12 protein-coding genes are annotated in these 14369 nt (G+C 58.4%); 7 read left to right on the forward strand and 5 right to left on the reverse strand.

Translation table 11 applies throughout. The annotated features are described in order from the left end of the window. Positions 1-717 (reverse strand): ABC transporter permease, encoded by a 717-nt coding sequence (locus AFL22_RS18945; protein WP_010244807.1) that lies wholly within the window; start codon positions 715-717, stop codon positions 1-3. Positions 718-1109: 392 nt separating this feature from the next. Between AFL22_RS18945 and AFL22_RS18950 the strand changes: the two genes are divergently transcribed. Beyond that, entirely contained in the window at positions 1110-2576 is a 1467-nt protein-coding gene (locus AFL22_RS18950) for an MDR family MFS transporter (protein WP_052271932.1), read from the forward strand. Positions 2577-2615: 39 nt separating this feature from the next. Here AFL22_RS18950 and AFL22_RS18955 read toward each other — a convergent pair whose 3' ends face one another. Continuing rightward, a complete protein-coding gene (locus AFL22_RS18955) occupies positions 2616-2912 on the reverse strand; it encodes a DUF1161 domain-containing protein (protein WP_010244813.1) in 297 nt (98 codons plus the stop codon). 45 nt (positions 2913-2957) lie between these two features. Next, positions 2958-3281, reverse strand: a complete 324-nt coding sequence (locus AFL22_RS18960; RefSeq protein ID WP_010244816.1) for a DUF1283 family protein — start codon at positions 3279-3281, stop codon at positions 2958-2960. Positions 3282-3561: 280 nt separating this feature from the next. Between AFL22_RS18960 and AFL22_RS18965 the strand changes: the two genes are divergently transcribed. Continuing rightward, positions 3562-3888 (forward strand): YnfA family protein, encoded by a 327-nt coding sequence (locus AFL22_RS18965; protein WP_029519527.1) that lies wholly within the window; start codon positions 3562-3564, stop codon positions 3886-3888. Positions 3889-3919: 31 nt separating this feature from the next. Here the strand turns inward: AFL22_RS18965 and ydfG are convergent, their stop codons facing one another. Beyond that, positions 3920-4666 carry a bifunctional NADP-dependent 3-hydroxy acid dehydrogenase/3-hydroxypropionate dehydrogenase YdfG gene (ydfG, locus tag AFL22_RS18970; RefSeq protein WP_010244822.1) on the reverse strand — a complete coding sequence of 249 codons (747 nt, stop codon included), beginning with the start codon at positions 4664-4666 and terminating at the stop codon, positions 3920-3922. A 401-nt stretch (positions 4667-5067) separates the two neighbouring features. Here ydfG and guaD point away from each other — a divergent pair, with 401 nt between their 5' ends. From guaD to dcp, 5 genes are all read left to right on the forward strand, one after another. Beyond that, positions 5068-6396, forward strand: a complete 1329-nt coding sequence (guaD, locus tag AFL22_RS18975) for a guanine deaminase (protein WP_010244825.1) — start codon at positions 5068-5070, stop codon at positions 6394-6396. Beyond that, a complete protein-coding gene (gene xdhA / locus AFL22_RS18980) occupies positions 6393-7835 on the forward strand; it encodes a xanthine dehydrogenase small subunit (RefSeq protein ID WP_052271933.1) in 1443 nt (480 codons plus the stop codon). Before guaD ends, xdhA begins: the two co-directional genes overlap by 4 nt. Next, positions 7825-10191 (forward strand): xanthine dehydrogenase molybdopterin binding subunit, encoded by a 2367-nt coding sequence (xdhB, locus tag AFL22_RS18985; protein WP_052271934.1) that lies wholly within the window; start codon positions 7825-7827, stop codon positions 10189-10191. The genes xdhA and xdhB overlap by 11 nt, the downstream gene beginning before the upstream one ends. Next, positions 10178-10954 (forward strand): xanthine dehydrogenase accessory protein XdhC, encoded by a 777-nt coding sequence (gene xdhC / locus AFL22_RS18990; RefSeq protein ID WP_033757698.1) that lies wholly within the window; start codon positions 10178-10180, stop codon positions 10952-10954. Before xdhB ends, xdhC begins: the two co-directional genes overlap by 14 nt. Positions 10955-11015: 61 nt before the next feature. Beyond that, positions 11016-13061, forward strand: coding sequence for a peptidyl-dipeptidase Dcp (dcp, locus tag AFL22_RS18995; RefSeq protein ID WP_052271935.1), 2046 nt, complete (start codon positions 11016-11018; stop codon positions 13059-13061). Between the two features lie 51 nt (positions 13062-13112). Here dcp and hpxO read toward each other — a convergent pair whose 3' ends face one another. Beyond that, entirely contained in the window at positions 13113-14270 is a 1158-nt protein-coding gene (gene hpxO, locus AFL22_RS19000; protein ID WP_052271936.1) for an FAD-dependent urate hydroxylase HpxO, read from the reverse strand. Positions 14271-14369: the final 99 nt, after the last annotated feature.

Consider the following 14369-nt stretch of genomic DNA (forward strand, 5'->3'; position numbering starts at 1 on the left):
TCAGGCCGCAGCGTGCGGACTCAGAAAGCGGCCCAGCGCGGCCAGCATCATATCCAGTACCAGTGCCACCAGTGCAGTGGCGACGGCGCCGAGTATCAGCGTCGGAAAGTCATTCAGATAGATGCCCGGGAAGATCAGCTCGCCAAAGCTGCTGGCGCCAATCAGGAACGCCAGTGGGGCGGTGCCGACATTGATGGCGGTGGCGATGCGCACGCCAGAGAGGATGACCGGCAAGGCATTCGGCAGCTCTACCTGACGCAGACGCTGCCATTTGGTCATGCCGATGCCGTTGGCCGCCTCAATCAGCGACGGGGGAACTGCGCTCAGACCAGAGAAGGTGTTGCGGACGATAGGCAGCAGCGAAGCCAGAAACAGCGCAATCAGCGCCGGACGGTCGCCAATCCCGATAATAACCATCGCCAGAGCCAGTACCGCCAGTGGTGGCAGGGTGTTACCGACATTGAAAATCTGCATCACGTACTCTGCCCAGCGACGTGCAAACGGGCGACTTAGCAGGATGCCGCTGGGGATACCGACCAGCAAAGCGAACAGCATTGACCAGAAGACTAAGAAGAGGTGTTGTTGCCCGAGATAAAGCAGATCGACTTTACGTGCGACCAGCTGATCCCAGCCAAGGCCCCAGATCAGCACCGCGATCACCGCGACCACTGCAAGCAGTGCCAGACCGGCGCGTCGGGCCAGTGAAGCATTTTGCATAGGAGAATCTCCCTGATTACGATCTCAATTGTTATAACAACCATAAACAGCCCGACAGGTACGGCAAAAAATGCCGCCGCGCCCAATACCGAAACTGCGATAAAATGTAGATAAAATGACTGTTTACCCACTCTTTTTCAGTGAATACTGAATAAGATGGTGTAATGCTATAGCAGCCCTTTATTGCACAAGCCAGCTTTTAAGCCACAAATCAGAGAGATAGAAACAGGTTAAAATGGTGTTAAAGCCGCGTAGCCGCTGGGCTAATGCGACAATAAAAAATTTTCATCGACTTCTGGTGACACTGTCACAGAGGGCGCAGAAAATGCGCACGCGCGGGAAACTGCATTGTCTGTTTTTCAGCTAGCCTTGCAGATTAAAAAAGGAACCCTATGACTGAAAGCGCACAACTCCGGACCGGACATCGCCACTGGATCTTAATCGCCTGCATGCTGGCGATGTTTATGGCGGCCATTGAAGTCACTATTGTGGCCACCGCGATGCCCACCATCATTGCTGACCTCGGCGGTTTTTCGCAGTTTGGCTGGGTCTTCTCGATCTATCTGCTGACCCAGGCGGTCAGCGTGCCGCTCTATGGGCGGCTGGCGGATATGGTGGGTCGCAAAACGATGTTTTTTGTCGGCACGTCGATTTTCCTGGTGGGGTCGGTGCTGTGTGGCTTTGCCCATACCATGACCTGGCTGATCCTGTTCCGGGCGTTTCAGGGCCTGGGGGCGGGGGCGATCATGCCGCTCAGCTCCACCATCGTGGCGGATATCTATTCGCCGCGCGAACGCGCCAGCGTGCAGGGCTGGCTCTCCAGCGTCTGGGGTGTAGCGGCGATAGTGGGGCCGCTGACCGGCGCGTGGCTGGTACAGCACTTTAGCTGGTCGGTGATTTTCTGGGTCAATCTGCCCATCGGCCTGATCAGCATGCTGATGCTGTGGCGCTGGCTACCGTCGCACCAGAAGGAGGAGAAGTCGCAGCCGCTGAACCTGGCGGGCAGCGGCTGGCTGATGCTCTGCGTGACGGCCTTGCTGATTGCGCTGTTGCAGGCGGAACAGCTGGGCGTCTGGCTGGTGCCGTTTCTGCTCTTCTCACTGTTCGCTGGCTGGCAGCTCAGACGCCACGAGCTGAATTCAGCGGCACCGCTGTTTCCTCTGATAATCTGGCGCAGCCGGCTTATCGTGGCGGGCAATGCGGGCAACCTCATCATCGGGGCGGCCATGATGGGCATCAGCGCTTTTCTGCCCACCTGGATTCAGGGGATCAGCGGCGGTTCACCGTTACAGGCGGGCAGTGTGCTGGCGATGATGTCGATTGGCTGGCCGCTGGCCAGCACCCTCAGCGGCAGACTGATGCTGCACACCTCCTACCGCTTCACCGCCCAGCTTGGGGCGCTGTTGCTGGTGACCGGCAGTGCCTTGCTGCTGTTTTTACAGCCCGCAAGCTCACTCTATCAGGCGGGCTTTACGGCGTTTCTGATCGGTACCGGCATGGGAATGACCAGCACCACGTTCCTGGTTTCAGTGCAAAATCAGGCGGATTACCAGATTCGCGGCATCTGTACCGCTTCAATTATGTTCAGCCGGATGATCGGGTCGGCGGTAGGGACGGCGATCATGGGCGCGGTGCTGAATCTCAATCTGCAGTGGCGTTTGCCGCAGGTCGAGGATCCGGTGCAGAAGATTATGTCCGAACCCAGCCGTCAGCAGTTACAGCCGGAAACCCTGCAGCAGATGGTAGGGTCGATTGCCGTCTCACTGCACTGGGTGTTCGTGGTGGCACTGGTGATTGCGCTGTTTGCGGTGGGTGTGGCATGGATGATGCCGCGTCAGCGGCCGGAGCAGGCGGACTAACAGGCAGGGCGACAGGATGTCGCCCTGATTTGAACAGAACTACTGGGCAGGTGAGTCCTGCGAACTGCCGGCACTGGCAGGTACGCTGGCTTCGTTGTCACTGCCTGAGCGCTTATAAACAATTTTTTGTGTGTCGTTCTCACAATGTCCGACGACCTGGCCACCCGCCTGATCAACCTGATCGTTGGCGACGATGTCGAGACTAAAACCCGACTCAGGTACACCGTTCTGAATAATTTTCTGGCTGATTTCGGTTTTTACCGATTCACAGGATGCCTGCGCCATCAGCGGCAGAGCAAATAACGCCGCGCTTAACAAAACCCTCTGTAGCTTCATCACGTCTTCCTTATGTTAGTCGTCCGTCATTACTATAGCTCAAATTTACGGCGCTACCGGGCGACCGGAACGGCGATCCAGACAACGCAGGGTGTTGGGCTCCCAGTAGGCGTTGAGATTGAGGCTCTGCTCGCACTTGTCGCGGGTATCAAACGCACGATCGGTTTTATCAAACTCTTTTTCGACGCGGGTGTTCACTTTGTTGCGCAGCATGCGCGTGTCATTCCATTGCTCTTTATCCTGGCGCGCCGCTTCATTGCTCAGCGCGGAACTGCCATCTTCGATAATCAGACGATTAGTATTCGCAGTGGCAGTGAATGCCGCAGTGGAGAGGAGAACCATCAGCACGGCAGGGATCATTTTTTTCATCACACTATCCTTTAGTTAACGCAAACATCGCCATCCACGACAGCGGTTGCAGCGGGCATGCTTAGAGCCTGGCTCATCAGGGGGCATTGAGGCAGACAGTCTGGACACAGACAGCGCATTACAACCGGCGCGTACAGGGTGTACGTGAGGAGGGTGAGCACTGCCCAGGTTCAGACGGACAAATAAAACAGCCTGATGGGCCTGGCTCTTAGTATATCATCGCCGTTTCTTTGCTCACCAGCAGTGAGTCGTTTGTTTACGTTAAGGAGAGGTAAGAGTGCTGATTAAAACCGCCTTGCTGTTTTTTATTACCGCACTGGCGGAGATCACCGGCTGCTTTCTGCCGTGGTTATGGCTGAAAAAAGGCGGCTCAGTCTGGTTGCTACTCCCTGCGGCAGCAAGTCTGGCGCTGTTTGTCTGGCTGCTGACGCTGCATCCCGCGGCCAGCGGACGGGTTTATGCCGCCTACGGTGGCGTCTATGTGCTTACCGCGCTGCTCTGGTTGCGGGTGGTGGATGGCGTGAAGCTAAGTGTGTGGGACTGGAGCGGGGCTCTGATCGCATTCAGCGGCATGCTGATTATCGTGATGGGCTGGGGACGCGGGTAACGCCAGCCGTGAGGGCTGGCGCTGCAGGGAGTTAAGGTTTATGCACTTTCAGCCCCGCCAGCGTCTGGCTGACCGGCATCATCTCAAGGCTATTGATGTTGACATGTTTAGGCAGTGTGGCCACCCAGTATACGGCTTCTGTCACATCTTCCGGCGTTAAGGCGGTAGCCCCTTCGTAGACCTGACCCGCTTTGTCATCATCGCCCTTAAAGCGCACGTTGGAAAACTCTGTGCCACCGACCAGACCCGGTTCAATGTCGGTCACACGCAGCGCGGTGCCGTGTAAATCGGTTCGCAGATTCAGGCTGAACTGGCGCACAAAGGCTTTGGTGGCGCCGTAGACGTTGCCGCCGGCATAGGGCCAGCTGCCGGCAATTGAACCGATATTGATGATATGACCGACATCACGCTCCACCATCTGTGGCAGCAGGGCGCGGGTCATATAGACCAGGCCTTTGGTGTTGGTGTCAATCATGTTTTCCCAGTCTTCGACGTTGGCCTTGTGCGCCGGTTCGACGCCCAGCGCCAGACCGGCGTTGTTGACCAGCACGTCGATATTGCGCCATTCCGCCGGTAACTGCGCCACCGCCTCTTCAATGGCGGCACGGTTACGCACATCGAGCTGTACCGTATAAATATTCTCGCCCAGTTCATCCTTCAGCGCTTTTAAACGTTCAGCCCGTCGTCCAGTGGCAATCACTTTATGACCATTCTCAATAAAGCGACGGGTGATGCTTTGACCAAAACCGGCGGTCGCACCGGTGACAAAAATAATCATCTCACTGTTCCTTATGCCATTTTCAGAGTCGATGGCTTCACCATAGCATTTCATTTCCGCTTCTGCGCGTGGAAAAACTGCCTGACCTGTAAACGGATTTTAACGGGTAGCCAGCTGCGCCTTTTCAGGGCAGATTGCACCGTTAAAGGGCAGGTTTGCGGGTAACCCGCCATACTCAAAATGTTCAGGGCGCGCAATATTGAGTAGCAACCGTTTGCATCCGTTCCGCAAACGGTTGCTAAGCCATCTCAGTCCTTATTTGTTGCGCAACTTCCCTCTTTTAACTTATTTGACTGATATTTAAAGAATTTATTCTATTTCAATTCTGGCACGCAGGTTGCACAGTATTATTCAGATAATCATCTGCAGATATAACATCGCGCTTTCAGAAAGGACTACCCATGCTTTCAGCAACCGACACGGCGATACGCGCCAGCTTCTTTGACTTTACCGGCGTGGTGGATCGTCCCGACGACCTGGCCGGCCAGGCCCGCTATCTTGAGGATGCGGTGCTGCTGCTGCGTGATGGATGCGTAGTGGGGCTGGATAGCTGGGAGAATAGCGAGGCGATGCTGGCGGGGCATCCGGTCATCGACCTGCGCGGCAGACTGATCGTGCCGGGCTTTGTCGATACCCACATTCACTATCCGCAGACAGAGATGATTGGCGCATTTGGCGAACAGCTGCTGGAGTGGCTGAATCACTACACCTTCCCGGTTGAAGCGCAGTATCACTGTCCCGATCATGCTGCGCGGATGTCCGCCTTCTTCCTGCATCAGCTGCTTTCCAACGGCACCACCAGCGCGCTGGTGTTTGGCACCGTCCATCCGCAATCGGTGGAGGCGCTGTTCAGCGCCGCCGAAGCGCTGAACATGCGGCTGATTGCCGGGAAAGTGATGATGGATCGCAATGCGCCCGACAACCTGATCGAAACCCCTGAACAGAGCTACCAGCAGACCCGGGCGCTGATTGAGCGCTGGCACCAGCGCGGACGCCTGAGCTACGCCCTGACGCCGCGCTTTGCGCCGACCTCATCCCCACAGCTGCTGGAAAAAGTGCAGCAGCTGCGTCAGGAGTTCCCGGATACCTGGCTGCATACCCATCTCAGCGAAAACCCGCAGGAGGTCGCCTGGGTCAAAGAACTGTTCCCGGAGCGTGAAGGCTATCTGGATGTTTATCATCATCACCAGCTGACCGGCCGCCGCAGCGTCTTTGCTCACTGTCTGCATCTGGAAGAGAACGAATGGCAGTGTCTGCACGATACCGATTCATCCATTGCTTTCTGTCCCACCTCAAACCTGTTTCTCGGCAGTGGCCTGTTTAACCTGAAACGCAGCTGGCAGCAGGGGGTGAAAGTGGGGATCGGCACCGATGTCGGCGCGGGCACCACCTTTAATATGCTGCAGACCCTGGGCGAAGCCTACAAGGTGGGCCAGCTGCAGCACTACCGGCTCAGCGCGGCCGAAGCCTTTTATCACGCCACGCTGGGCGGGGCACGTGCGCTGGATCTCGACCACGTCATCGGAAATTTCAACATCGGTAAAGAAGCAGACTTTGTGGTGCTGGACCCGGCGGTTTCTGCCCTGCAGCAACTGCGCATCGGCAACAGCAAAGATATCTGGGAAAAACTGTTTGTATTAATGACGCTCGGCGACGACCGCAATATTGCCCAGACCTGGGTAGCCGGTCGTCCGGTCTGGCAGCGCGACGCACAGGAGCAAGCCGCATGATCCAGTTTCTGTTAAATAACCAGCTGGTCAGCGAGAATGCGCTCGACCCCAACCTCACGGTACTCAACTACCTGCGCACCGGTCAGCAACGCCCTGGCACCAAAGAGGGCTGTGCATCTGGCGACTGTGGCGCCTGCAGCGTGACTCTGGGCAAAGCCGTCGGGGGAACAATGCAGTATGAAACGATCAACAGCTGCCTGACGCTGGTCTCCGCGTTACAGGGCAAGCAGCTGATTACGGTTGAGGATCTGCGTCACGGCCGCGCACTGCATCCGGCGCAGCAGGCGATGGTCGACTGTCACGGCTCGCAATGCGGATTCTGCACGCCGGGCTTTGTGATGTCGCTGTTCAGCCTGCAAAAAACCGCTTCGGGCTGGGATCGCCATCAGGCGGAAACTGCGCTGGCGGGCAACCTCTGCCGCTGCACCGGTTACCGGCCGATTATGGCCGCCGCCGAACAGCTCTGCTCGCAGCCGGTGACAGACCAGTTCGATCAAGGTGCCGCCGCAACCGTGCAGCGGCTTGAGGCGCTGGCAACCCCGGAGATGCAGGAATTAGGGGGTGAGGGCCGCCGTTGCTTCCTGCCCAAAACTCCGGCTCAGCTGGCGGCGATCTATCTGGCACATCCCGAGGCGAGGCTGATTGCCGGTGGCACCGATCTCAGCCTGCAGATTACCCAGCAGCATAAAAGAATACCGTTGCTGATTGCGCTGGAGCAGGTTGCCGCGCTTAAAGTCTGCAGCGAATTTGATGACCATTACCTGCTGGGCGCAGGGGCTTCGCTGCAGCAGGTCAGCGAATTTCTTGCCAGCCGCATTCCCGGCGTCAGCGCGATGCTGCAACGCTTTGCCTCGCTGCAAATTCGTCTGCAAGGCACATTAGGTGGCAACATCGGTAACGCTTCCCCCATTGGCGACGCCTCGCCGGCGCTGCTGGCCCTGAACGCCAGCCTGTTGTTACAGCGCGGTGAGCAGCAGCGCAGCCTGCCGCTGGATCAGTTCTTTACCGGCTATCGCCAGACCCGGCTCGAAAAAGGGGAGTTTATTCGCGCCATTCGCATCGATAAGGTGACGGTGTCACCTGATTTTGTGGCCTGGAAAGTGTCCAAACGGCTGGACGATGATATCTCAGCCGTGTTCGCCGCCTTTAATCTGCAGATTGAACAGGGCGTGGTCAGCAGTGCCCGCATCGCCTTTGGTGGCATGGCGGCCACACCGCAGCGTGCCCGTCACTGTGAACAGGCATTCATCGGTCAGCCACTGAATTCCGTGACGGTGTCACGCGCTGCCGCGGCGCTGGCAGAGGATTTCCAGCCGCTCTCCGATTTCCGCGCCAGCAGTGACTATCGTCTGCAGGTCGCGCGCAACCTGCTGCGCCGCTACTGGCATCGCCACAACGGCGAAATAACCTGTATTGAGGTGGCCCGCTATGTCTCATAACCGTCCTGAACTCAACGAAGAGGTCATTAAGGCGCAGTATGCCGCTGATTTACAGAGCGGCGTCGGTCGCAGTAACCGCCATGAGAGCGCGGAAAAACATGTCTCCGGCGAGGCGCGTTTTATTGACGATAAGCCGGAGCTGCCGGGTCTGCTGCATCTCTGTCCGCGCCTGAGTGAGTATGCTCATGCGCGCATCCTGCATATTGATGTGCAGCCCTGTTATGCCGTTCCCGGCGTCGTCAGCGTCCTGACCTGGCAGGATGTGCCGGGCATCAATGATGTCGGGCCGCTGGAGCCGGGCGACCCGCTGCTGGCCCATGACAAAGTAGAGTATCTGGGACAGATCGTGATCGCGGTGGCGGCGGAATCCCCCGAAGCTGCCCGTCTTGGCGCGGACGCTGCGGTAATTGAATATGAGGTGCTGGAACCGCTGCTGGATGTGGAACAGGCGCTGGCTCAGGGCAGCTTTGTGCAGGAACCTCACATTCACCAGCGCGGTGATGTGGAAGCGGCCCTGGCGCGTGCGCCGCATCGGGTCAGTGGGGCGTTTCACATTGGCGGCCAGGAGCATTTCTATCTGGAAACCCAGACGGCAATGGTTATTCCCGGTGAAGATCAGCAGTTGCAGGTCTTCTCATCAACCCAGAACCCCACCGAAGTGCAGAAACTGGTGGCGGAAGTGATGGGCATCAGCCTGAATCAGGTGACGATAGATATGCGCCGGATGGGCGGTGGCTTTGGTGGTAAAGAGACGCAGGCGGCCGGTGTCGCCTGTCTCTGCGCCATCGTGGCGCGCCAGACCGGCCGGGCAGCGAAGATGCGGCTTTCACGTCGCGACGATATGCGCGTCACCGGCAAACGCCATCCGTTCTTTGTGCGCTACGAAGCGGGCGTTGAAGAGGATGGGCGTCTGTGCGGCATCAAAATCGATCTGGCCGGAAACTGCGGTTATTCGCTGGATCTTAGCGGATCGATTGTCGATCGTGCCATGTTCCACGCTGATAACGCCTATTACCTCGGGGATGCGCGGGTAACCGGCTATCGCTGCCGCACGAACACCGCCTCGAACACCGCCTATCGGGGTTTTGGCGGGCCACAGGGCATGGTGGCGATTGAACAGATCATGGATCACATCGCCCGTGAGCGCGGGCTGGATCCGCTGGCGCTGCGCAAGCGTAACTACTATGGCAAGCAGGATCGCAACATCACCCATTACCACCAGCAGGTAGAGGATAACCTGCTGGATGAGATTACCGAACAGCTGGAGCAGAGCAGCGACTATCAGGCTCGCCGCGCGGAGATTAAGGCGTTTAATGCCCGCAGTCCGCTGCTGAAACGCGGTCTGGCGCTGACGCCGGTGAAATTCGGCATCTCCTTTACCTCCAGCTTTCTCAATCAGGCGGGGGCGCTGATCCTGATCTACACCGACGGCACGGTGCAGCTTAACCACGGCGGCACCGAGATGGGCCAGGGCCTGAACACCAAGGTGATTCAGATTGTCGCCGAAGTGCTGCAGATTGAGATCGATAAAATTCAGATCACCGCCACCGACACCGGCAAAGTGCCCAACACCTCGCCAACCGCGGCCTCCAGCGGGGCTGACCTCAATGGCAAAGCGGCGCAGAATGGTGCAGAGATCCTGCGCGACCGCATGACCGCCATGCTCTGCGAGCTACACCAGTGCGACGCGTCGGCGGTGAGCTTCCGCAACGGGGTAGTGCGCGCCGGAGATAAACATTACACCTTCGCCGAGGTGGCGAAGCTGGCGTGGCTGAATCAGGTGCCGCTCTCCGCCACCGGCTACTACCGCGTGCCGGGGATTCATTACGACCGGGTCGCGGGACGCGGGACGCCGTTCTATTACTACGCTTACGGTGCAGCCTGCTGTGAAGTGGTGATTGATACTCTGACCGGCGAATCCCGCCTGCTGCGTGCCGACATTTTGCATGACGTCGGCGCCTCGCTGAATCCGGCCATCGACATCGGCCAGGTTGAAGGTGGCTTTATTCAGGGCGTCGGCTGGCTTACCTGCGAAGAGCTGGTGTGGAGTGATAAAGGCCAGCTGCTGACCGATGGACCGGCGAGCTACAAAATTCCCGCCATCAGCGACGTTCCGGCGGACCTGCGGGTCACGCTGGTGGAGAACCGTAAAAACCCTAAAGACACGGTGTTCCACTCCAAGGCCGTAGGTGAACCGCCGTTTATGCTGGGCATCGCCGCCTGGTGTGCCCTGCAGGATGCGGTCGCCAGCGTCTCCGATTACCGGCAGCACCCACTGCTGGATGCGCCCGCCACGCCGGAGCGCATCTTCTGGGGCGTGCAACGCCTGGCGGGAGGGGTTGATGATTTATCATGACTGGATTGGCGTGCTGCATCAGCTGCGTGAAAAACGTCAGAGCTGCGTATTAATCACCGTGCTCAGTGAGCACGGTTCGGTGCCGCGCGACAGCGGCAGCAAAATGGTGGTGACGCAGCAGGAGAGTTATCTCACCATCGGTGGCGGTCATCTGGAGTTTGAGTGCATCGCCCAGGCCAGGGCGATGTTGCAGAGTGGGGCGACTGCGCCACACACCGAGGATTTCAGCCTGGGCGCTCGGCTTGGCCAGTGCTGTGGCGGCAAAACCACGCTGCTGTTTGAGCCGCTGCTGCAGGCGCAGCCGGAGATCTACCTTTTTGGCGCAGGCCATGTGGGACAGGCCCTGGTCAATCTGCTGTCAACGTTACCCTGTCACATAAACTGGATCGATAGCCGTCCGGCGCAGTTCAGCCACGTTCCCGCTGGCGTGGTGACGCTGCAGCCGGACGATCCGCTCGACTGCGTAGCACAGGCACCCGCAGGCAGCTACTTCATCATCATGACCCATCATCATCCCCTCGACTTCGAACTGTGCGAGGCGGTGCTGAAGCGCGGCGATTTCCGCTATGCCGGGGTGATCGGTTCTGAAACGAAAAACCAGCGTTTCCGCTACAGGCTGGCGGGCAAGGGCGTCGCGAGCGAACCGCTGGCGCGGCTGCGCTGTCCGATTGGCCTGCCGGACGTCAAAGGCAAGCTGCCCGCCGAGATTGCGGTGGCGATTGCCGGTGAAATCATCAGCGTTTATCAGCAGCACGTCGCCTGAGTTGTCGCCTGCGCGGCAACCTGTCAGGATAAGACTTTGCGATGCCCACCAGGAGCGAACCATGAACGCCCGTCAGAATCCCTTCTTTAGCGTCAGCACACTGCCTTACCAGACTCCTCCTTTTGACCAGATTGAGGAGCAGGATTTTCTGCCCGCGCTGCAGGCGGGCATTGAGGAGAAGCGTCAGGAGATCGAGGCGATCGCACTGAACAGCGACGCGCCCAGCTTTTTCAACACTTATGAGGCGCTGGAGAGGAGCGGACAACTGCTCAACCGGGTGAATCTGGTGTTCAGTGCCATGACCTCGGCGCATACCAGCCCGTATCTGCAGCAGGTGGATGAGGAAATTGCGCCTCAGCTCACCGCGCTCAACGATGACATCATGCTTAACCGCCCGCTGTTTTCGCGGCTCGATGCGGTCTATCTGCAGCGCGCTAAACTGGATGCTGAATCAAAACGGCTGGTTGAGGTGATCTGGCAGCGCTTTCAACTGGCGGGGGCTAATCTGCCGGAAGCGCAGAAACAGCAGCTCAAGACACTGAATCAGGAAGCGGCCCGCCTCGGTACCCGCTTCACCAACAAATTGCTGGCCGCCACTAAAGCGGGCGGGCTGGTCGTCGATGATCTGCAGAAGCTGGCGGGACTCTCACCGGCCGATCTGGCGGTGGCGCAGGCGGAAGCGCAGGCACGCGGACTGGAAAAGCGCTGGCTGCTGGTGCTGCAAAACACCACCCAGCAACCCGCACTACAGAGCCTGGCCGATCGCGCAACCCGTGAAGCGCTGTTTAAGGCGGGCGTCACGCGCACTGAAAAAGGCGATGAGAACGACACCCGCGAGCTGGTATTACGTCTGGCGCAGGTCAGGGCGGAGCAGGCGCGGCTGCTGGGATTTGCCAGCTATGCCGAGTGGAAGTTACAGGATCAGATGGCCAAAACGCCTAAGGCGGCGCTGGCGTTTATGCATAACATCGTGCCTGCCGCGCGCAGTCGTGCGGAGCGTGAAGCGGCGGCTATCCAGCAGACCATCGACCAGCAGCAGGGCGATTTTACCCTGCAGGCCTGGGACTGGCGTTTTTATGCCGAACAGGTGCGGCGTGCCCGTTACGATCTGGATGAGAGCCAGATTAAGCCCTACTTTGAACTGAATTCGGTGCTGCAGAATGGCGTGTTCTGGGCGGCGACGCAGCTCTATGGCATCCGTTTCACGCCGCGACAGGATCTGCCGGTTTATCATCCCGACGTCCAGGTCTATGAGATTTTTGACGCCGATGAGACCCCGCTGGCGCTGTTTTACACCGACTTTTTTAAGCGCGACAGCAAAGGCGGCGGTGCCTGGATGAGCAACTTCGTCAACCAGTCTACGCTGCTCGACAGCAAACCGGTGATCTACAACGTCTGTAACTACACCAAACCGCCAGCCGGTGAACCGGCGCTGCTGAGCTGGGACGACGTCATCACGATGTTTCACGAGTTCGGTCACACGCTGCACGGTCTGTTTGCCAGCCAGCGCTATCCGAGCCTGTCGGGAACGGAAACCCCGCGCGATTTCGTCGAGTTTCCTTCGCAGATCAACGAGCACTGGGCCAGCGAGACAGCGGTGTTCCGCAACTACGCTCGCCACTATCAGACTCAGGCGCTGATGCCCGCTGAGCTGCATGAAAAAATCGTCCGGGCCGCCACGTTCAACAAAGGCTACGAGATGAGCGAGCTGCTGGCTGCCGCGCTGCTGGATCTGCACTGGCACAGCCTTAACCGTGATTCCGCGCCGCAAAGCGTGGAGGGATTCGAGCAGCAGGCGTTACAGAGCGATAATCTGGCGCTGACGGCGGTGCCGCCGCGCTATCGCTCAAGCTATTTCCAGCACATCTGGGGCGGTGGCTATGCAGCAGGTTATTACGCCTATATCTGGACGCAGATGCTCGCCGACGATGGCTATCAGTGGTTTGCGGAACAGGGCGGACTGACGCGTGAGAACGGTGACCTCTTCCGACAGAAAATTCTGTCGCGGGGGAACAGCAGCGATCTTAAAACACTGTATGAAAGCTGGCGGGGCGGGCCTCCGCAGCTGGAGCCCATGCTGAAAAATCGTGGTCTGGCGGATTCATAGCAGAACGGGCTGTCACGCGCTGGTCGCGCTGGCAGCCCGGTTTTATTCGTGTTAACCCAGCGGGCCACCTTCAATGGTTTCGCACATTCCGGCCAGCACCCGTTCACCGGTTTCGCTTTTCAGAGAGTCATACCATTCTGCCGTGATTGCCGGATCGCGCGCATGGGTGACGTCACAGCGTTTGCGCGCTTTCAGTACCAGATCTTTTACCCGTTCAACCCGTCGCGCCTGATAGCGCAGCAGTGCATCTTCAATACCCAGTGAATGAGAAGCCAGCGTCGAGGCCAATACCACGGCATCTTCCATCGCCGCGCAGCCGCCCTGGCCGATATCGGGCGTGGTGCTGTGGGCGGCATCGCCCAGCAGGGCCACTCGTCCTTTAACAAAGCAGCTGAAAGGTTCAATGTCGTGGATCTCAACCCGATTGGTGGTGTCAGGATTGATTGCCGCGATCAGCTGCTGTACCGGCTCCGCCCAGCCCTGAAAATAACCGGTTAAGTCCGTTTTCACCGTACTGCGATCCTGCGGCAGTCCCTTCGGCAGCGGCACATCAAAGAAGAAGTAGAATCGATTGCCGCTGACCGGCATCAGCGACACCCGCTTGCCGTCACCGACAAAGGTGGTCCACTGATCGGCGGGCGCAATCCTCTCATCTATAGTGACCAGGCCATTCCAGTTAACGTAACCGGCGTAACGTCGTTCAAGCTTCTGCTCCAGCACATACTCGCGGATCACCGAATGGGTGCCATCGGCGGCAATCAGGAAATCGCCGGTGGCCTGAGTGTTGTCGGAAAAGGTGGCAATCACGCCACTGCCGGTCTGCTCGACCTGGATCACCCGCTTACCAAACTGCACCCGTTCACGCCCGAAGGTATCAATCAGCATCGCCTGCAGTTCTGCCCGCGCCACCGGACAGGGATATTCGCCAACCTGCTGCACCAGCGGCGCCATACTGAAGCGGGTCAGGGGCGCGCCGGTGGTGCCATCGTGATAGGCCATATAGGCCATGTTCCCGCCCAGCTCACGCAGCGCGGTTTTCATGCCCAGCGCATTCAGGCATTTAACCCCGTTGGGCCAGATGGAAATCGCCGCGCCGACGGGCTTCATCTCCTTTACGGCTTCAAAGACCTCAACGTCAATTCCGGATTTCTCCAGCGCAATGGCACTACTCATGCCGCCTATACCGCCACCAATCACGATTGCTTTCATAATGCTCTCCTGTCTGCATACGTCACTTCCTGCAACTTTTGTACCAGAGAGATGGTGGTAGAGAGTTTCATATAAATAACAATGTAAATCATAGGCTTA

The organism is Pantoea sp. CFSAN033090, assembly GCF_001264395.1.
GTDB classification, from domain to species: Bacteria; Pseudomonadota; Gammaproteobacteria; order Enterobacterales; family Enterobacteriaceae; genus Pantoea; species Pantoea agglomerans.